The sequence below is a fragment of the Ensifer sp. SL37 genome (assembly GCF_026672675.1).
GTDB lineage: Bacteria > Pseudomonadota > Alphaproteobacteria > Rhizobiales > Rhizobiaceae > Ensifer > Ensifer adhaerens.
On record NZ_JAPPRN010000001.1, the window covers coordinates 225,593 to 244,459 of the forward strand.

The 18,867-nt window shown below is 62.6% G+C and carries 13 protein-coding genes; 4 read left to right on the forward strand and 9 right to left on the reverse strand.

Annotated elements, in window-relative coordinates; translation table 11 throughout:
* Window positions 1-59 precede the first annotated feature (59 nt).
* From OVA00_RS01110 to OVA00_RS01125, 4 genes are read right to left on the reverse strand one after another with little or no spacing between them, the layout of a single operon-like run.
* Entirely contained in the window at window positions 60-1,661 is a 1,602-nt protein-coding gene (locus OVA00_RS01110) for an ABC transporter ATP-binding protein (protein ID WP_060518193.1), read from the reverse strand.
* 1 nt (window position 1,662) lies between these two features.
* Complete coding sequence (locus OVA00_RS01115) at window positions 1,663-2,793, reverse strand: ABC transporter permease (protein WP_034799617.1); 1,131 nt, start codon at window positions 2,791-2,793, stop codon at window positions 1,663-1,665.
* Window positions 2,786-3,709, reverse strand: a complete 924-nt coding sequence (gene oppB, locus OVA00_RS01120) for an oligopeptide ABC transporter permease OppB (RefSeq protein WP_034799616.1) — start codon at window positions 3,707-3,709, stop codon at window positions 2,786-2,788. Before oppB ends, OVA00_RS01115 begins: the two co-directional genes overlap by 8 nt.
* A 54-nt stretch (window positions 3,710-3,763) precedes the next feature.
* The gene (locus OVA00_RS01125; protein ID WP_034799615.1) at window positions 3,764-5,362 is read right to left on the reverse strand and encodes a peptide ABC transporter substrate-binding protein; all 1,599 of its coding nucleotides are present in this window, start codon (window positions 5,360-5,362) and stop codon (window positions 3,764-3,766) included.
* A gap of 760 nt (window positions 5,363-6,122) precedes the next feature.
* Here OVA00_RS01125 and fba point away from each other — a divergent pair.
* On the forward strand, window positions 6,123-7,166 hold the full coding sequence (gene fba, locus OVA00_RS01130) for a class II fructose-bisphosphate aldolase (protein ID WP_113293611.1): 1,044 nt from the start codon (window positions 6,123-6,125) through the stop codon (window positions 7,164-7,166).
* Window positions 7,167-7,309: 143 nt separating this feature from the next.
* Here fba and OVA00_RS01135 read toward each other — a convergent pair whose 3' ends face one another.
* Complete coding sequence (locus OVA00_RS01135; RefSeq protein ID WP_034799613.1) at window positions 7,310-8,122, reverse strand: MerR family transcriptional regulator; 813 nt, start codon at window positions 8,120-8,122, stop codon at window positions 7,310-7,312.
* 225 nt (window positions 8,123-8,347) lie between these two features.
* Here OVA00_RS01135 and OVA00_RS01140 point away from each other — a divergent pair, with 225 nt between their 5' ends.
* Both OVA00_RS01140 and OVA00_RS01145 read left to right on the forward strand, forming a co-directional pair.
* Window positions 8,348-9,616: a 4-aminobutyrate--2-oxoglutarate transaminase gene (locus OVA00_RS01140; RefSeq protein ID WP_034799611.1), complete on the forward strand. Its 1,269-nt coding sequence runs from the start codon at window positions 8,348-8,350 to the stop codon at window positions 9,614-9,616.
* Window positions 9,617-9,873: 257 nt separating this feature from the next.
* A complete protein-coding gene (locus OVA00_RS01145; protein ID WP_034799609.1) occupies window positions 9,874-11,349 on the forward strand; it encodes an NAD-dependent succinate-semialdehyde dehydrogenase in 1,476 nt (491 codons plus the stop codon).
* Window positions 11,350-11,369: 20 nt separating this feature from the next.
* Here OVA00_RS01145 and fabI read toward each other — a convergent pair whose 3' ends face one another.
* The 4 genes from fabI to OVA00_RS01165 are packed head-to-tail and all read right to left on the reverse strand — an operon-like array spanning window position 11,370 to window position 16,548.
* A complete protein-coding gene (gene fabI / locus OVA00_RS01150; RefSeq protein WP_034799607.1) occupies window positions 11,370-12,155 on the reverse strand; it encodes an enoyl-ACP reductase FabI in 786 nt (261 codons plus the stop codon).
* A 17-nt stretch (window positions 12,156-12,172) separates the two neighbouring features.
* Entirely contained in the window at window positions 12,173-13,357 is a 1,185-nt protein-coding gene (locus OVA00_RS01155) for an acetate/propionate family kinase (protein ID WP_034799605.1), read from the reverse strand.
* 2 nt (window positions 13,358-13,359) lie between these two features.
* Window positions 13,360-14,316 (reverse strand): phosphate acetyltransferase, encoded by a 957-nt coding sequence (locus tag OVA00_RS01160; RefSeq protein WP_060586225.1) that lies wholly within the window; start codon window positions 14,314-14,316, stop codon window positions 13,360-13,362.
* 15 nt (window positions 14,317-14,331) lie between these two features.
* On the reverse strand, window positions 14,332-16,548 hold the full coding sequence (locus tag OVA00_RS01165; protein WP_268087714.1) for a DUF3141 domain-containing protein: 2,217 nt from the start codon (window positions 16,546-16,548) through the stop codon (window positions 14,332-14,334).
* Between the two features lie 358 nt (window positions 16,549-16,906).
* Here OVA00_RS01165 and htpG point away from each other — a divergent pair, with 358 nt between their 5' ends.
* Complete coding sequence (gene htpG, locus OVA00_RS01170; protein WP_060586224.1) at window positions 16,907-18,796, forward strand: molecular chaperone HtpG; 1,890 nt, start codon at window positions 16,907-16,909, stop codon at window positions 18,794-18,796.
* The last annotated feature ends 71 nt before the right edge of the window (window positions 18,797-18,867 follow it).

Here is an 18,867-nt window from a genome sequence, read left to right on the forward strand (position 1 = left end):
AACGGAAACGGGGACGCGATCGCTCGCGTCCCCGCCAAATTTTGAAGGCCTGTGCCTGCTCAAACGTTGAAGGCAGCGCCGATCAGCGTCTTGGTATAGGGCTGCTTCGGCGCCTCGAAGATCGCATCGGTCTCGCCTTCCTCAACAATCTTGCCGTTCTTCATGACGATCACATAGTCCGACATCGCCTTCACCACCGAAAGGTCGTGGCTGATGAAGATGTAGGAGAGCCCGTGTGAGCGCTGCAGGTCGCGCAACAGCTCGATCACCTGCCCCTGGACCGAACGGTCGAGCGCCGACGTCGGCTCATCGAGGATGACGACCTTGGGCTTCAGGATCATGGCACGAGCAATGGCGATGCGCTGGCGCTGGCCGCCCGAGAACTCGTGCGGGTAGCGGTTGCGGGAGGCGGGATCGAGGCCCACTTCCTTCAACGCTTCCGACGCCCGGCGGTCGCGGTCGGCGCGGGTGAGCTCGGGCTCGTGCACGTGCAGGCCTTCGGTGATGATTTCGCCGACGGTGCGCCGTGGCGAAAGCGAGCCGTAAGGATCCTGGAAGACGAGCTGCAGGGTGCGCCGCAGCGGCCGCATCTGCCCGCGGTCGAAGCCGGAGATATCCGTCGTGCCGAAGCGGTAGTGGCCGCTGCTCGGCAGGAGTCGAAGAAGCGCGCGGCCGAGCGTCGACTTGCCCGAACCGGACTCGCCGACGACACCGATCGTCTGCCCTTCCTTCAAGCGCAGATTGACGCTGTCGACCGCTCGGAAGACGGACTTGCCGCCGCGGAAGAGACCGCCACCGATCTGGTAGTCGACGCAGACGTCGCGACCTTCAAGAATGATCGGCGCACTGTCGGGCGGAGACGCCTTGCGGCCGCTCGGTTCGGCGGCGAGCAGCATCTTCGTATAGTCGGCCTGCGGCCGTTCGAAGATGTCGGTCGTCGTGCCCTTTTCAACCACTTCGCCGCGACGCATCACGGCGACACGGTCGGCGAAGTGTTTGACGATGCCGAGGTCGTGGGTGATCAGCACGATCGCCATGCCGAATCGCTTCTGCAGCGATTTCAGTAGATCGAGGATCTGCGCCTGGATCGTCACGTCGAGCGCCGTCGTTGGCTCGTCCGCAATCAGCAGATCCGGGTCGTTCGCAAGTGCCATCGCGATCATCACGCGCTGGCGCTGGCCGCCCGATAGCTCGTGCGGATAGCTGTCGATGCGGCGCGCCGGTTCCGGAATGCCGACGAGCTCCAGCAGTTCGAGCACGCGCGCCCGCGCCTGCTTGAACGTGCCGCCGCGGTGGTGAACGATCGGCTCGGCGATCTGGCGACCGACCGGATAGAGCGGATCGAGCGAGGTCATTGGCTCCTGGAAGATCATGGTGACCTTCGCGCCGCGGACCTGGTTCAAGGCCTTAGCCGGCAGTCCGACGAGCTCCTGCCCGCGGTAGGTTGCCGAGCCGGTCACGGTGCCGTTCTTGGCAAGCAGGCCCATGATGCCCATCATCGTCTGACTCTTGCCGGAGCCGGACTCGCCGACGACCGCGAGCGTTTCGCCGGTGCGCACATCGAGATCGATGCCCTTGACCGCTTCGACCGTGCCGTCAGGCGTCGAGAAGTTCACCTTGAGGCCGCGAACGGCCAGGATGGTTTCCTTGGTATCTGCCATGTCAGCGATCCTTCGGGTCGAGCGCGTCGCGCAGGCCGTCGCCGACGAAGTTCAGCGAGAACAGCGTCAGGACGAAAAAGATGGCCGGGAAAATCAGAAGCCATGGCGCCGACTGGATGTTGTTTGCGCCTTCCGAGATCAGCGCCCCCCAGCTCGTCAGCGGCGCCTGAACGCCGAGGCCGAGGAAGGAGAGGAAGCTCTCGAGCAGGATCACCTTGGGCACGACGACGGTCACGAAAACGATGACCGGGCCAATCGTGTTGGGGATGATGTGCCGGCGGATGATCTGCCAGTCCGTCAGGCCGAGCGCCTGCGCGGCGCCGACGAATTCTCGACGTTTCAACGCCAATGTCTGGCCGCGCACGATACGGGCCATGTCAAGCCATTCCACCGCCCCGATCACCAGGAAGATCAGGATGAACGAGCGGCCGAAGAACACGACGAGAACGACGACCAGAAACACGAAGGGCAGAGAATACATGATCTCAACCAGACGCATCATGACGTTGTCGACGCGACCGCCGATGTAGCCCGATGTCGCGCCGTAGACGACGCCGATCCCGAGAGACACGAGGCTCGCAAGCAGGCCGACGGCGATCGAGATCTGGCCGCCGAGCATGACGCGAACCAGGAGGTCGCGGCCGTTGGAATCCGTGCCGAAGGGGAAGTATTCCCGGTCGACCTGGCCGGTCACCTTCAGCGTCTTCCCGTCGTTTTCCGTTGCCACCACCTGGGTGTCACGGAATTCGTTGGCGCGGTCGAAGTAGCGCGTGGCACGGGAATCGATCGGCTGTTCGGAGGTAATCGTCGCGGTGAAGGTTTCACCCTCGAGATTGAACTCCTTGAGCGTGACGCGTGCCCGTGTGGCGACGCCTTCCATCACGTCCTGAAGCGTCGACGTATCTGGACGCGGCTCCAGGCTCGGGCTGATCGAGACGTAGGACGGAAACACCTGATCATAGGTGTGCGGGACGAAGAACGGGCCGAGGAACGAGAACAGCGCGATAAGCGCCAGCATGAAGCAGCCGGCCATGGCGGCGCGGTTGCGCTTGAAACGCATGGCGGCGAGCTGGAAGAGGCTGCGCCCCTTTGTTTCCGGCGTCGCCGCCGGGGTCTGGGCGATATCAGTCATGGCGAACCCTCGGATCGAGCAGGCCGTAGAGAATGTCGACCAGGAGATTGAAAACGATGACGAAGATGGCAACGAGGATAACTGTGCCCATCACCAGCGTGTAGTCACGGTTGATGGCGCCAAGGACGAAGTAGCGACCGACGCCCGGGATGGTGAAGATCGTCTCAACGACGGCCGAGCCGGTCAGAAGGGCCGCAGCACAGGGCGCGAGATAGGACACGACCGGCAGCATCGCACCACGCATCGCATGGGTAACGACGACCGTTCGCGATGGCAGGCCATAGGCCTTGGCTGTTCGGATATGGTCGGTATGCAGCGCCTCGATCATCGAGCCGCGCGTGAGCCGCGCAAAAACTGCAAGCTGCGGCAATGCCAGCGCGATCATCGGCAGGATCAGGAAGCGCAGCGATCCATCCCCCCAACCACCGGCCGGCAGCCATGCGAGCACGATCGCAAAGACCAGTGTCAGCACCGGGCCGACGACGAAGTTGGGCACGGTGACCCCTATCGTCGAAAACGACATGATGGTGAAATCGAGGACGCTGTTTTGCCGAAGCGCGGCAATTGTTCCGGCGGTGACGCCGCCGATCAGCGCAATAAGCAACGCGTAGAAGCCGAGTTCCATCGAATAGGGCAGACCCTTGCCGATCAGTTCAGCGACGTTGTTGTCCTTGTAGACGTAGCTCGGGCCGAAGTCGCCGGTCACCGCATTGCTGAGATAGTGCGTGTATTGGCGCCAAAGAGGCTGGTCGAGCTGGTACGTCTTCATCAGGTTCGCCATCGTTTGTGGCGGAAGAGGACGCTCGAGGTTGAAGGGGCCACCAGGGGCGAACCGCATCAAGAAAAACGAAATGGTGACGACGATAAACAAGGTCGGCACCGCACTCGCCAATCGGCGAAGGATGAAGGAAATCATGGACGTGCTCCGGAGGCGACGCGCGACCTTATGACCGCGCGTCGTCTCTGTTCGTTATTCGGCGATGCTCAGGAACTTGCTGAGGTGCTCGTTCGGAGCATTGTCCGCCCAGCCCTTGACGCGGCTGGCAACCAGCCACAGGTCGGCCTGGGTCAGAAGCGGAGCGATCGGCTGTTCCTTCATCAGCAGCGCTTCGGCTTCATGCATCAGCTTCGAGCGAGCGGCCGGATCCTGCTCGTCGTAGGACTTCTTCATCAGGCCGTCGAACTCGGCGTTTTCGAAATGGCCGTAGTTGAAGGTCTTGTTGGAGCCGACGCTGAGCGCCAGGAAGTTCTCGGCATCCGCGTAGTCAGCCTGCCAGCCGGCGCGGGCAACGTTGAACTTGCCGCCTTCCTGCAGGTAGGCGTAGTGCGAGGACACGTCGAGGTTCACCAGCGACACCTTGGCGCCAAAGGTGTTCTTCCACATGTCGGCGACAGCCGTTGCGACGCGCTCGTGGTTCGGGTTGGTGTTGTAGCGCAGCTCGATGTCGAGCGGCTTGCCACCTTCGCCGTAGCCAGCTTCCTTCATCAGGGCGATGGCCTTGTCTTCGCGGTCGAGCTGCGACAGCGTGCCGAACTCGGCCTTGGACGGCTCACCGTAGCTCTCGATGCCCGGAGGAACCATCGAATAGGCGGGGAGCTGCGAACCGGCGTAGATTTCCTTGGCGAGGAAGTCGCGGTCGACGGCCATGGAGAGAGCCTGGCGGACGCGAACGTCGCTATAGGGCTCCTGGCGGGTGTCGAAGGCGTAGTAATAAGTCGCAAGCGACGGCGAGACATGGACCTGCTCGCCATAGGACGTGCGCAGACGGTCGATCTGGTCAGCCGAGAAGTTGTAGACGAGGTCCATTTCCTTGGCTTCGAAACGACGAACCGAAGCAGCCTGGTCGTCGATCGGGTAGAAGATGACCTTGTCGAGCTTGACGTTGGCCGCATCCCAGTAGTTGGCGTTCTTGACGACGGTCAGGCTGTCGTTCGGAACGTGGGCCTGCAGCGTGAAGGCGCCGTTCGATACCATGACGCCCGGCTTGACGAAGTCCGCGCCGTTCTTTTCGACGCTGGCCTTGCTGACCGGAAGTGCCGTCTGGTGTGCGAGCAGCTCCAGGAAGAACGGGGTCGGACGCTCGAGCGTGATTTCGACGGTCTTTTCGTCGATCGCCTTGATGCCGAGCTGATCGGTCGGCAGGTCGCCCTTGTTGACCTTTTCGGCGTTCTTGATCGGGAAGAGAATGTTGGCGTAGCCGGCAGCCGTCTTCGGATCTTCGACGCGGCGGAAGGAGAAGACGAAGTCTTCAGCCGTTACCGGCGAACCGTCCGACCACTTTGCATCGGCGCGCAGCTTGAAGGTGTAGACCGTGCCATCGTCCGAAAGCTCCCACGTCTCAGCAACACCGGGGACGATCTTGGCAGAGGCGTCATAGATCGTCAGACCTTCGTAGAGGTCCTTGAGGATGAACGCTTCAATGTTGATCGAGGTGTGGTGCTGGTCGAGCGTCTGCGGCTCACCTGCGTTGCCGCGATGCAGGACAGCTTCGGCAAGTGCCGGGCTTGCTCCGATGAGCAGCGAGCCAATCAGCGCGGCAGCGCGGAGGTTGAGTTTCAGTGATGCCATTTTGTTTCTCTCCTTCCCCTTGTTTTGGGTTTGTGATCGCAGGAGAGAAGTGCAAATCGTTCGCGAACGCAAGGCGGATTCTGCGGCTGTCTGCATCTTTATCTATAGGAGGGGAATCGACCTATCCCATAGGTTGTATTTTGTTTGCGATTCTTTTCGTCGCCTTTGCGACGGGCATATGACGTGAACAGGGCATTTTTGCGAAATCTACTGCAACGTTTTAGGTCCGCGCTTTTTGTCGGCCGGATTGGGCCTCGAATCATCCGCGATGCAAAGTTTGTGAATTTTAGCGGCAGTTTACGTAATCTGCGCAAAGAAAGAGGGGCGTTGCCGCAATCTTCTTGCGAGACGTTCACCTCCTGTCGACAGACTGTTTCCGAGAGGGCATCCACCGCGGTGGTGTAGCAGACAAAACCAGCGCCCAATGGTTGCATCCACTGCCCTCGACTCCCCCTCCTCTCAGGCACCACCAGAAAGTGAAAACACTTCACACTGAAGGTGTTGCATCCAGTCCACAGTAAAATCGATTGAAGCGAGTTTCGACCTCTGGCAACCTGCCTTTTGCCCGGTTGTCAAACCACTTCGATGAACTATTGTGCGCCTGACTTCGGTGGGCGCGACCAATTCGCGCGCGCCGTCACGCCGCACGAAAAAGCCGGCCATCGACTTTGCCATCGATGCATTTCGTGCGGTTCAACGGCCGGATTGTTTTTGTGGTGCGCCGCATAGGTTGCACCGAGTATCCAAAGGGAGATAGCGAATGGCATTGATCACATTGCGGCAACTGCTCGACCATGCGGCGGAGAACGACTACGCGCTGCCGGCGTTCAATGTGAACAATCTGGAATACATTCAGGCCGTCATGCGCGCCGCCGATGCGACCGACAGTCCGGTCATCCTTCAGGCAAGCCGTGGCGCCCGCTCCTACGCCGGTGACGCGTTCCTGCGCCACCTCATCCTTGGCGCGGCGGAAGAATACCCGCATATCCCGGTCTGTTTGCACCTCGACCACGGCGACCAGCCGTCGACCTGCATTTCGGCCATCACCAACGGCTTCACCTCCGTCATGATGGACGGCTCGCTGGAGAAGGACGGCAAGACCGTTGCCAGCTATGAATACAATGTCGCCGTCACCGCAGAAGTCGTGAAGATCGCGCATGCGGCCGGCGTTTCGGTTGAAGGCGAACTCGGCTGCCTCGGCAACCTCGAAACTGGCGCCGGCGACAAGGAAGACGGCCACGGCTTCGAAGGCAAGCTGTCGCGTGAAGAACTGCTGACCGATCCGGAGCAGGCGCTCGACTTCGTCACCAAGACCGGCGTCGACGCACTGGCCGTCGCGATCGGCACCAGCCACGGCGCCTACAAGTTCACCCGCGAGCCCGATGGCGACATCCTGTCGATCGAAACGATCGCCAAGATCAATAAGAAGCTGCCGAACACCCACCTCGTCATGCACGGCTCGTCGTCGGTGCCGAAGGATCTGCAGGATCTCTTCAACACCTATGGCGGCAAGATGAAGCCGACCTGGGGCGTTCCGGTCTCGGAAATCCAGAAGGCGATCCCGCTCGGCGTTCGCAAGGTCAACATCGACACCGACCTGCGCCTCGCCATGACCGGCACGATCCGCAAGAACTTCGCCGAGAACCCGGAAAACTTCGACCCGCGCACCTACCTGAAGCCGGCAACCGCGCTGATGACCGAAGTCTGCAAGGAGCGCTTCGAAGCCTTCCGCACCGCTGGCAAGGCCTCGAAGATCCGCACGCTGCGCCTGCCGGAAATGGCAAAGCGCTACGCGGCCAGCTGATCCGACAATCCCTCCCCGCTCCGGGTCACCGGATCGGGGAGCAGACGGCTTGCCTAGGCTCACAACACCAATCGGCGCGCGGTTCTATTCGCACCGCGCGCCGATTGCGTTTCAATTGGGAATGCCGCGTGATCGGCCGACGATTAGAACGTCGGCGGCGTGTTGACCCAGAGCAGCACGGTTTCGCCGTCATGCCGGTTCGTCCAGGCGTGCCGCCTCTTGCTCTCGAAATAGAGCGAGTCGCCGACACCGAGGTCGTAGAACTGGTCGCTGTCGAGAATGAACTCGACACGGCCGGAGAGCACATAGACAAACTCCTCGCCCTCGTGCCCGTAGGCGCCTTCGCTGGACGCGCCCGGCTCCAGCACGAAGCGGTGGCAATCCATCTGGTTGCGGCCATCGGCAAGCAGTTGCACCGTGACGCCGGGGGTCGTGCGCGGCCATGTCCGCCATTCGCCGGCCCGAACGACGGCGCGCGTATCCGCCTCCTCTTCACCAGCAAGGCTGGAAACGGTGGTTCCGAAGAATTCCGCGATGTTGTGCAGCACAGCGACCGAGACGCCCTGCGACGTGCGCTCCAGCGTCGAGAGCACCGAGGCGGCGATGCCGATCTCGCCGGCGACCTGCTCCAGCGTCTTGCCGGCGGCGTGCCTGAGGCTGCGTAGCTTGCGCCCGATCTGGTTTTCAGGCCCGTCGCTCGTCGCCGATGGGGGCTGGTCATCCGCAGCCGCTTCGGCGTCCAGCGCCTCACGGATCGCAGCCGGATTGAGACCACGCTCGGCCCGGAACCAGGAGATGCGCTTCAACCGGGCAAGATCGTTCTCGGTATACTGCCTATGCCCCGTCGGCGAGCGCTCGGGCACGACGAGACCTTGCGTCTCCCATAGCCTCAGCGTCGAGGCGGAAACCCCCGCCAGTCGCGCCGCTTCAGCGACCTTGTAGCGCACTGCGCCCATTCCAATTTCCCTTTACCGCCCAGCGGCGCTGCCCGAATCCTTGCAATTCCGGCGTGTCCGCAACCTTAGCCGCCGCGATCGAGATCTGACAAGAACGGCGCATCAGCAACCGTGGTGTCTCGATCACCAAATTTGATTTGCAATCGACAGTGAAAGGTGTACCACTTCCACAATAAACTTGCAGAAAAAATGCAATATATTAACTCCAGACGACAGGAACGCGCCATGACCAGCCTCCCCGACCGCAAGAACGCCGCCATCTCGCGCGGCGTCGGCATGACCACCCAGATCTACGCCGACCGCGCGGAAAATTCGGAAATCTGGGACAAGGAAGGCAATCGCTACATCGACTTCGCCTCGGGCATCGCGGTCGTCAATACCGGCCATCGCCACCCGAAGGTGATCGAGGCGGTCAAGGCGCAGATCGATCGCTTCACCCACACCTGCCACCAGGTCGTTCCCTACGAATCCTACGTGCATCTCGCCGAGCGCCTCAATGCACTGACGCCCGGCGACTTCGCCAAGAAGACCATCTTCGTGACCACCGGCGCCGAAGCCGTCGAAAACGCCGTCAAGATCGCCCGCGCCTCGACAGGCCGTCAGGCGGTTATCGCCTTCAGTGGCGGCTTCCACGGCCGGACCTTCATGGGCATGGCGCTCACCGGCAAGGTCGTTCCCTATAAGGTCGGCTTCGGCGCGATGCCGGGCGACGTCTTCCACGCCCCCTTCCCGATCGAATTGCACGGCGTCACCACCGAACAGTCGCTCGCTGCGCTGAAGAAGCTCTTTGCCGCCGACGTCGATCCGGGTCGCGTCGCCGCGATCATTCTCGAGCCCGTGCAGGGCGAAGGCGGCTTCTATCCGGCGCCTGCCGCCTTCATGAAGGCGCTGCGCGAAATTTGCGACCAGCACGGCATTCTCTTGATCGCCGACGAAGTTCAGACCGGCTTTGCCCGTACCGGCAAGATGTTTGCCATGGACCACCATGATGTCGCGCCCGATCTCATCACCATGGCGAAAAGCCTCGCCGGCGGCTTCCCGCTTGCCGCCGTCACCGGCCGCGCCGAAGTCATGGATGCTCCAGCGCCGGGCGGCCTTGGCGGCACCTATGGCGGCAACCCACTCGGCATCGCCGCAGCGCACGCCGTCCTTGACGTTATCGCTGAGGAGAAGCTCTGCGAGCGCGCCGAGCAGCTTGGCGGCCGGCTGAAGCAGCGGCTTGCCGCAATCCGCGAGCAGGCGCCCGAAATCGCCGACATCCGCGGCCCCGGCTTCATGAACGCCGTCGAGTTCAACGACGTGAAGACCAACCTGCCGAGCGCTGACTTTGCCAACAAGGTGCGCCTGATCGCTCTGGAAAAGGGCCTGATCCTGCTTACCTGCGGTGTGCACGGCAACGTCATCCGCTTCCTGGCGCCCATCACCATCCAGGACGAAGTCTTCGCCGAAGCGCTCGACATTCTCGAAGCGTCGATCCTCGCAGCGCGTGCTTGATCCTCGACCGGGCGACCAGCAACGCGGGTTGCCCGGTGCATAATTCCTCAATTCAGGATCGACTTGAGGGCAAAATTATGCAGCAATTCAAAGTGCTATGGCGGCCTTAGCGCATCCTGAGGGATTCGCTGCGCTGTAGGTGCTGCGCGCCAATTCAGACGCGCAATTCTCGGGTGCCGGGATTGATCGGCACCCGCAAGAACAAGCAAAAGCGGGCCTGCCGTCTCGCGGCAGGCCATCGCCGGAGGATGCCCGCCATGACCTTGACCCCCGCCTTGACCAAGCACTTGCGCGACGCCGACCTGTTCGCTTCGCTTCACTCCATCCCCGCGGCCGGCAAGAATTGGGCTGGCGCAACCTTCGACGTCTTCAATCCATCGACCGGCGAAAAGCTGGCGACGCTGCCGGATATGGGCATCGACGAAGCCCATGCGGCAATCGAAGCTGCGGCCAAGGCGCAAGTTCTCTGGGCGGCAAAGCCTGCCAAAGACCGCAGTGCCGTGCTTCGCCGCTGGTACGACCTGATCGTCGCGCATGCCGACGACCTTGCAGCCATCCTGACGGCCGAGATGGGGAAACCCATCGGCGAATCGAAGGGTGAAGTGCTGCATGCCGCGGCCTATGTCGAGTGGTATGCGGAAGAGGCGAAACGCATCTATGGCGAAACCTTCCCCGCCCCGGCCAACGACCGCCGCATGCTTGTGATCAAGCAGCCCGTCGGCGTCGTCGGCACGATCACGCCATGGAATTTCCCGGCCTCGATGGTCGCCCGCAAGATCTCGCCGGCGCTAGCCGCCGGCTGCACCATCGTGCTAAAACCCGCCGAACAGACACCGCTCGTTGCCGGCGCGATGTTCGTGCTCGCCGAAAAGGCAGGCTTCCCGACCGGTGTCGTCAACCTGCTCTATGCCGCAGAAGGCGCTGCAATTGGCCGCGAACTTTGCAGCAACCCGAAGGTGCGCAAGATCAGCTTCACCGGTTCGACCGAGGTCGGGCGGCTGTTGATGCGACAATGCTCCGACCAGATCAAGAAGGTCAGCCTGGAGCTTGGCGGCAACGCCCCCTTCATCGTGTTCGACGACGCCGACATCGACGAGGCGGTCGATGGCGCCATCCAGGCGAAGTTCCGCAATGCCGGCCAGACCTGCGTCTCGGCCAACCGCATCTATGTGCAAGCGGGCGTGCACGACGCCTTTGCCGAAAAGTTCGTCAGGCGCGTCGCCGAGCTGACTGTCGGCGACGGTTTCACGCCTGATATCACCATCGGCCCGATGATCGACAAACACGCGATCGAAAAGATCGAGGCCCATGTCGCCGACGCCGTTTCGAAGGGTGCCAAGGTGCGCGCCGGCGGCCACCGGATCGGCACGTCCGGCACCTTCTTCGAGCCGACGGTGCTAACAGGCATTTCGACAGACATGCGCGTCGCCCAGGAAGAGACCTTCGGTCCGATCGCCCCGATCATCCGCTTCGAGACCGCCGAGCAGGTGATCGCCGAAGCCAACGACACGATCTACGGTCTTGCCGCCTATTTCTACGCCGAAAATCTGAAGCGCGTCTGGCATGTGGCCGAGGCGCTCGAATACGGGATGGTCGGCATCAACACCGGCCGCATGTCCTCCGAAGCCGCGCCCTTCGGCGGCATCAAGCAATCGGGCATCGGCCGCGAAGGCTCCCGCCACGGGCTCGAAGACTATCTCGAGATGAAGTATCTCTGCATGGGCAATATCTGACCCATGCGGAGACCCGGCGGTTAGTCGATGATGTGGTAGCCGCCGTCGACATAAAGCACCTGGCCCGTGATCAGGCGGGCGGCGTCATGCGCAAGGAAGGCGGTGGCCGCGCCGACGTCGTCGATGTCAATCAGCTCGCGGCTCGGCGATTTGACCTTGGTCTTTTCGAGCAGCGCGTCAAATTCCGGAATGCCGGAAGCGGCGCGCGTCGCCAGCGCGCCAGGCGAAATGGCGTGCACGCGGATCCCCTTCGGGCCGAGTTCGGAGGCGAGGTATCGGACGGCACTTTCGAGTGCGGCCTTGGCGACACCCATGATGTTGTAGTTTTCCACCACCACCTGTGAGCCATGATAGGTCATGGTGAAGAGCGTGCCGCCGTTCTTCATCAGCGGCTCGGCGAGATGCGCCATGCGGATGAAGGACCAGCAGGAAATGTCCATAGTCTTCAGGAAGCCCTCGCGCGGGACATCGACGACGCGGCCGCCGAGCGTATCCTTCGGCGAAAAGGCGATCGAATGGACGACAAAGTCGAGTTCACCCCAGGTCTTCTCGATCTCCTCGAACACCGCTTCCATTTGCCCTGGCACGGCCACGTCGAGCGGCAGGAAGATCGGCGCTTCGATTTCACGCGCCAGGGGTTCGACGTGAGGTTTCGCCTTGTCGTTCAGATAGGTGACCGCCACCTCCGCCCCGAAGGCGCGGAAGGCACGGGCGCAGCCCCAGGCGATCGATCGATCATTGGCAATGCCGACGATCAGGCCCTTGCGGCCGTCCAGAAGTTTGGCCTTTGCGACAGGAATGGACATCAATTGTCTCCGATGGATCAGGCTGCGCGGGTTTTAAGCAGTGCAAGCGTGTGGCGGGCGATCATCAGTTCCTCGTCGGTCGGGATGACGTAAAGCGCAACGCGGCTCGAAGGCGTCGAAATCAGCGTCGCGCCGGCCTCGTTGGCGGCTGGGTCGAGTTCGGCCCCGAGCCAGGCGATGTTCTCGGCGATGCGGGCGCGGATCTGTGCGGAGTTCTCCCCGACGCCCGCCGTGAAAACCAAGGCGTCGATGCCACGGAGCGCGGCTGCAAGCATCCCGACATTGAGCCCTGCGCGATAGACGAAGTGGTCGATCGCGAGCTTGGCATGGGCGTCTGCGCTTGCGAGCAGGTCGCGCATGTCATTCGAGACGCCAGAGAGCCCCTTGAGGCCGGCCTCGTGATAGAGCAGGTCAGAAACGGCCTGAGCGCTCATGCCGCGTTGCAGGATCAGATAGAGCACGACGCCCGGATCGAGCTGACCGGGCCGCGTTCCCATCGGCAGGCCGTCGAGCGCGGTGAAGCCCATGGTGCTCTCGATGCTGTGACCATCGCGCAAGGCGCACATAGAGGCGCCGCTGCCGAGATGGGCGACGATGACGCGACCACCTGCGACCGCAGGCGCCACATCCCGCAGACGCTCTGAAATGTACTCATAGGAAAGGCCGTGGAAGCCGTAGCGCCGCACACCGTCCTCATAGAAGCTGCGCGGCATGGCGTAGCAGTTCACCTCTTCCGGGTGGCCATGATGGAAGGCGGTATCGAAACAGGCGACCTGCGGTACATCCGGATTGATCGCCATCGCCTGACGGATCGGAGCAAGATTGTTGGGCTGGTGCAGCGGTGCCAGATCCTGGTAGCTCGCGAGGCGATCAAGGACGGTCGCATCGATCAGCACCGGCGCCGCATAATCGGGGCCACCATGTACTACGCGATGGCCGACCGCCCGTAAGGTGAAGCCTTCGAGCGTCATCAACCAGTCGCGTGCCGCCGCGATCGCCGCCGGCAGATCGCCAACGACGTCGGCATCATAGCTCTTGTCGATCAGAATGGTGCCGTCGGCCGCTTTCGCCTGCAGGCGGGGACGCGTGCCGATGCCACCGATCTGGCCCTTGATCTGGCGTTCGAGCCCTTGATCCGTGATCCCGAAAACCTGGAACTTCAAGCTCGATGAGCCGGCGTTGACGACGAGAAGCGCATCCATGGTCATACCGCCGCAACTTGCGAGGTCCGCCGGCGCGCCGCATAGAGCGCGGCGACCGCGCAGGAGGCGAGGCGCGTGCGCACGGAGTCCGCCCGCGACGTCAGCACGATGGGCACGCGCGCTCCAAGCACGATGCCGGCAGCGTCGGCATGGGACAGGAACGTCAGGTTCTTGGCGAGCATGTTGCCCGCCTCAAGGTCCGGCACCACCAGAATCTGGGCGCGGCCGGCCACGGGCGACGTGATGCCCTTGATCCTTGCTGCCTCCGGGTCGATCGCGTTGTCGAAGGCAAGCGGACCATCGAGCAGGCCGCCGGTGATCTGGCCGCGTTCGGCCATCTTGCAGAGTGCTGCCGCCTCGATCGTTGACGGGATCTTCGTCGTTACCGTTTCGACCGCAGAAAGAATGGCGACGCGCGGCTCGCCGAGGCCGATCGTCACCCAGAGATCGATGGCATTCTGCACGATGTCGCGCTTGGCTTCGAGGTCGGGAAAGATGTTGATGGCGGCGTCCGTGATGAAGAGCGTCTCTGAATGCCCCGGTACGTCCATGATGAAGACGTGGCTGATCCTTCGATCGGTCCTGAGCCCGGTCGCCGACGCCGCGACCTCCTTCATCAGTTCGTCGGTATGCAGGCTGCCTTTCATCAGCAACTCGCCACGACCCTCGCGGATCATCGCCACCGCTTTCGCTGCGGCCGCATGGCTATGCGGCGCGTCGACGATCTCGCACCGACCGAGGTCGAGGCCATGTTCGGCGGCCACGCTGCGGATCTTTGCCTCTGGCCCGACGAGAACGGGCGCGATCAGCCCCATTTGCGCGGCCTCCAACGCACCGCGCAGAGAGGTCTCGTCGCAGGGATGCGCGACAATGGTGACCGCCGGCGTTTCGTCTCGCGCGGTGGCAATCAGGAGATCGTATTTGGACTGCTCAATCGGCAGTTCGGTTACCTCGGACACGTCGATACTCCCTCATCAGGTAGCGGTGCGATTGCGAATGATCTTGCCCGCCGCGATCGGAACCGGCGGCTCGCGGTCCAGGCGGAAGAGCGCGGCAACCTGCTGCAACCGCTCGGCAGCCACGCCCGTCACGGCTCCGGATGCCTCCAGTACCTCACGAAGGGCCGTAAAGGCACTGCGACGCTCCTCGACCGCCTCCGGTAGCAGCTTCGGAAGAGCGGCGAGCGCCGCCGCCTCGTCGATCAGCAGCATGAAATACTGCTCCCGCATAACGGTCTTGAAGTCGGCCAGGCTCAGTTGCTTTGCTTCCGGATGGGAAAGCCGGAGCCGGCGCACAGCCTCGAACCCGCGTTCGTCCGCGCCTCCGCGCGCCATGCCGACGAAGGTCAGGGCTCTGGCAAGACCTTCACAGGTTCCGCCCACGGCCATTCTGGCCTTGAGTTCGGCGATCCGCGCCTTGACGAGCTCGCGGTGCAAGAGGCTCTTCTCCGCTTTGCGCGGCGGCTGGTCTGAGTTCGTGTCGATGCCGAGTGCCGCTTGCAGGGTCGGAGCGCCGTAGATGGCGTGGAAGCTTTGCTCCGAAAGATATTCAGCCGTCCGTCGCCAGGTCTCTAACCCGTCCACGATCTGCTGCGACAGCGCCTCCTGCCAGGCGATGAACGGGTTGCCGGCGGCAGCAGGTTCGCGGTTTTCACGGACATAGTCCGCCAGCGCCGACGTCCAGGCCATGAAGGGGTTGTCGGGCCCGAAAAGCGCGTATTGCAGACGCAGCGGGTGCATGTTGCGCATCGCCTCCGCCACGGGCGGCGTTGCCGCTGCCTTGACCATTGGCTGCAGATAGGTGCGATAGAGTGCCAGATTGATCTCCGAAAGCTTCGCCGCGGTGGCAAAACGCCTGTCATCCTCGATGTCGTTGCCGCCAAGAGCGCGGATGTCCTCGAGGGTGCGCGGCTCGCAGCGCATCAGCCATTCTCCGGAGACGAGCGCCCTGCCCTCGGCCGCCTCGCTCGCCGGCGTCAGCACCGCCTCGTAAAGCCCAGGCGGCAGCACGTCGATCAACTCGATATTGGAGGCGAATTCGTCATGTTCCTTCCGCGCGACGCCGACGGAGACGAAAATGCCGAGATGTCCCACGGTCTCGTGGACGGTGTAGACGATCGTCTGGCCGTAGGCCCGGATTTCGTCGACGCTGTCATAGAGGTCGAGGATCCAGTCGAGCGCCTGCTGCGGCGGGGTGATGTTATCGCCCTTGGAGCAGAAGACCACGATCGGCGAGCGGATGTTGCGAAGGTCGATCGCCGTGCCGTCCGATGTTCGGATTTCGCCCGCGGCAAGCTTGTTGCCCACGAAGAGTTCGTCGACGATGAACTGCATCTCCTCGGCATTGAGCGTGACGTGGCCACCCCACCAGCGTTCGAACCCGAGGTAGCGCGCGGCTTCCGTGTCGATCTTCGAATAGAGATTGTATTGCTTGGTCCAGAGGGTGTTGGCCGGATTCTGGTTCTCGAAATTCTGTACCAGCCAGGCACCGTCGAATATGCCGCCGCCGAGGTCGCCGGTCAGCGCCGTCAGCCAGCTGCCACCGAGAAGCCCGCCGGAATAGCGCATCGGGTTCTGCCCGTGCACGCCTGCCCAATAGGACAGCGGCGCGCCGGCAATGATGATCGGGCCGAAGAGTTCGGGACGCAGCGCGGCGACGATCGTGACCGCCCAACCCGCCTGGCAGTTTCCGATCACACAGGGCTTTCCGTCCGCTTGCGGATGGCGGGCGATGACGGTTTCGAGAAAGCCGGCTTCGGCCAGTGCGATGTCCTCGATCGTCTGTCCAGGAACCGGATCCGGCAAGAAGCCGATGAAGTAGCAGGGATGGCCCGCTTTCAGCGCGACACCGATTTCACTGTCGGCCTTGAAGCCGCCAATGCCGGGGCCGTGGCCGGCCCGGGGGTCGACGACGACGAAGGGACGCTTGGTCGGATCGACCGTGACGCCCTCGGGCGGAACGATGCTGACCAGCGCATAGTTCACCGGCCGGGCGAGCGTGCGCCCATCGGTAACAAGCTGGGCCTCGAACTCCAGCACGTTCGGCGCGGTCTGCGTGCGATGTTCCTCGTATTGCGCGCCGCGCTGACGCATGACATCGAGAAAAAGGATCGAACGTTGCCAGGCATCGAGCGAAAAGGAATAGGCATCTGCGAAAGTCGGGATTGTCGGGCTCGTGGAATGCTTGGGCATGATGTCCACTCCTCGGTGCGATTGAAGGTCAGCCCCGTCGCCAAGGCCAATAGAGCAACGCAATTCGTCGCGCATTGACCTTAGTCAAATCGACTGGCGGCAGAGCGCGATATGAACTCGGCATGATGACCCAGGACCATCTGTCCGGGTCGCAGGAACATAACAGCGGAGTGTTACGGCGACTTGTCGCCCTTGCGAATTCCTCGCCTTCGACCCCGTTGAAGAAGCATCGTTTCGCTGGTGTTGAGTGATCTTTCGCAGTGCAGCATTGTCCAGAAATGGGGAGTGCGCAAGTCGGGCCTTGAAATTCAGGACACAGCTTGCCAATTGGGGCGAAACCCAAAGGAGTTGCCAGGCAATGAGCGAAACCGAAATGTCCGTAGAGAAACATGTCTTCGAAGCCGATGTGGCGCGACTGCTCCATTTGATGGTGCATTCGGTCTATTCCGACAAGAACGTCTTCCTCCGCGAACTGATTTCGAACGCGGCGGATGCCTGCGAGAAGCTGCGTTATGAGGCGATCGTCTCGCCGGAGCTTCTGGCGGGCGACCCGACCCCGCGCATCACCCTGACGCTGGACGAGGAAAACAACCGGCTCATCGTCGAGGACAACGGCATCGGCATGGGTCGCGACGAGCTTGTCGAAGCGCTCGGCACCATCGCCCGCTCGGGCACACGCGCCTTCATGGAGCGCATTGAAGCCGCCCAGGGCAAGGAGGGCGCGCAGCTCATCGGCCAGTTCGGCGTCGGCTTCTATTCCGCCTTCATGGTCGCCGACAAGGTCGATGTGGTCTCGCGCCGCGCCGGCTCGGAGCACGCCTTCCTGTGGTCGTCCGACGGCAAGGGCAGCTACACCGTTTCCGCAGCCGAACTTGCGGACGCCCCGGCGCGCGGCACACGCATCACGCTGCACCTGATGGAAGACGCCAAGACCTACACGTCGCGCTGGACCGTCGAGCGCATCGTCAAGGACCAATCCGGCCACGTGCCGGTGCCTATCTCGATTCTCGAAAAGCCCGATGCCGAGCCTGTCCAGGTCGGGGACGGCACCGCGCTCTGGACCAAGCAGAAGAGCGAGATCAGCAAGGAAGACTACGCCGATTTCTACCGCGGCGTCGCCGGCCAATATGACGACCCAGCGCTGACCGTGCATTTCCGCGCCGAAGGCCGCCATGAATATACGGCCCTTGCCTTCGTGCCCGGCTCCAAGCCATTCGATCTGTTCGACCCGGACCGCAAGGGCCGGATGAAGCTCTACGTCAAGCGCGTCTTCATCACCGACGAAGCGGAATTGCTGCCGCGTTACCTGCGTTTCGTGCGCGGCCTCGTCGACACGTCGGACCTGCCGCTCAACGTTTCGCGCGAGATGATCCAGGAAAGCCCGCTGCTCGCCAGCATCCGCAAGGGCGTCACCAATCGCGTGCTGACGGCGATCGAGAAGCTTGCGGAAAACGAGACAGAGACCTTCGACAAGCTCTGGGAAAACTTCGGCAGCGTGCTGAAGGAAGGCATCTATGAGGATTACGAGCGCCGCGAGCAGCTGGTGGCGCTGTCGCGCTTCCGCACCACTACTTCGGATGCGAGCCAGCGCAGCCTTACCGATTACGTCAAGGACATGAAGGACGGCCAGTCGGCGATCTATTACTTGACCGGTGACAACCTTGCCCAGCTCAAGGCCTCACCACAGCTCGAAGGTTTTCGCGCCCGCGGGATCGAGGTGTTGCTGTTGACCGATCCGGTCGATAGCTTCTGGGTCACATCCGCGCCCGATTTCGACGGAAAGCCGTGGAAGTCGATCACGCAGGGTGCGGCCGATCTCAGCGCCATCGCCAAGGCCGAGGGGGCCAAGGAAGAAGCGCCGCAGGCCAGCCAGCTGGTCATCGACTTCGTCGCGTTCGCCAAGGAGACGCTCGGTGCGTCCGTCTCGGACGTGCGCACCTCCGACCGCCTGACGGAAAGCGCCGTTTGCCTGGTGGCACCCGAACACGGCCCCGACCGCCAGCTCGAAAAGATGCTGCAAGGTGCTGGCCGTCTCGACGACGCCCCCAAGCCGATCCTTGAGATCAACCCGAGCCACGCTCTGATCACCGCCATGGCCGCGAGCCCCGCCGGCGATACGGCGTTCCGCACGGACGCCGTCCAACTCCTGCTCGACCAGGCGCGCGTGCTCGATGGCGACAAGCCGCAGGACCCGCGCGGCTTCGCCGAACGGCTGTCGCGCGTCTTTGATCGCGCCCTCAAGGCTTAACAAAGAAGCCCTGGAAATCTCTCCGATTTCCAGGGCTTTCGCTATTTTCTTCAGGTCCCGCCTAAACGAGA

What these genes read in the sequence shown, in the direction of transcription:
- OVA00_RS01110 (WP_060518193.1), bottom strand. Translation starts at nt 1,661, where the DNA reads ATGGCAGATACCAAGGAAACCATCCTGGCCGTTCGCGGCCTCAAGGTG.
- OVA00_RS01115 (WP_034799617.1), bottom strand. Translation starts at nt 2,793, where the DNA reads ATGACTGATATCGCCCAGACCCCGGCGGCGACGCCGGAAACAAAGGGG.
- oppB (WP_034799616.1), bottom strand. Translation starts at nt 3,709, where the DNA reads ATGATTTCCTTCATCCTTCGCCGATTGGCGAGTGCGGTGCCGACCTTG.
- OVA00_RS01125 (WP_034799615.1), bottom strand. Translation starts at nt 5,362, where the DNA reads ATGGCATCACTGAAACTCAACCTCCGCGCTGCCGCGCTGATTGGCTCG.
- fba (WP_113293611.1), top strand. Translation starts at nt 6,123, where the DNA reads ATGGCATTGATCACATTGCGGCAACTGCTCGACCATGCGGCGGAGAAC.
- OVA00_RS01135 (WP_034799613.1), bottom strand. Translation starts at nt 8,122, where the DNA reads ATGGGCGCAGTGCGCTACAAGGTCGCTGAAGCGGCGCGACTGGCGGGG.
- OVA00_RS01140 (WP_034799611.1), top strand. Translation starts at nt 8,348, where the DNA reads ATGACCAGCCTCCCCGACCGCAAGAACGCCGCCATCTCGCGCGGCGTC.
- OVA00_RS01145 (WP_034799609.1), top strand. Translation starts at nt 9,874, where the DNA reads ATGACCTTGACCCCCGCCTTGACCAAGCACTTGCGCGACGCCGACCTG.
- fabI (WP_034799607.1), bottom strand. Translation starts at nt 12,155, where the DNA reads ATGTCCATTCCTGTCGCAAAGGCCAAACTTCTGGACGGCCGCAAGGGC.
- OVA00_RS01155 (WP_034799605.1), bottom strand. Translation starts at nt 13,357, where the DNA reads ATGGATGCGCTTCTCGTCGTCAACGCCGGCTCATCGAGCTTGAAGTTC.
- OVA00_RS01165 (WP_268087714.1), bottom strand. Translation starts at nt 16,548, where the DNA reads ATGCCCAAGCATTCCACGAGCCCGACAATCCCGACTTTCGCAGATGCC.
- htpG (WP_060586224.1), top strand. Translation starts at nt 16,907, where the DNA reads ATGAGCGAAACCGAAATGTCCGTAGAGAAACATGTCTTCGAAGCCGAT.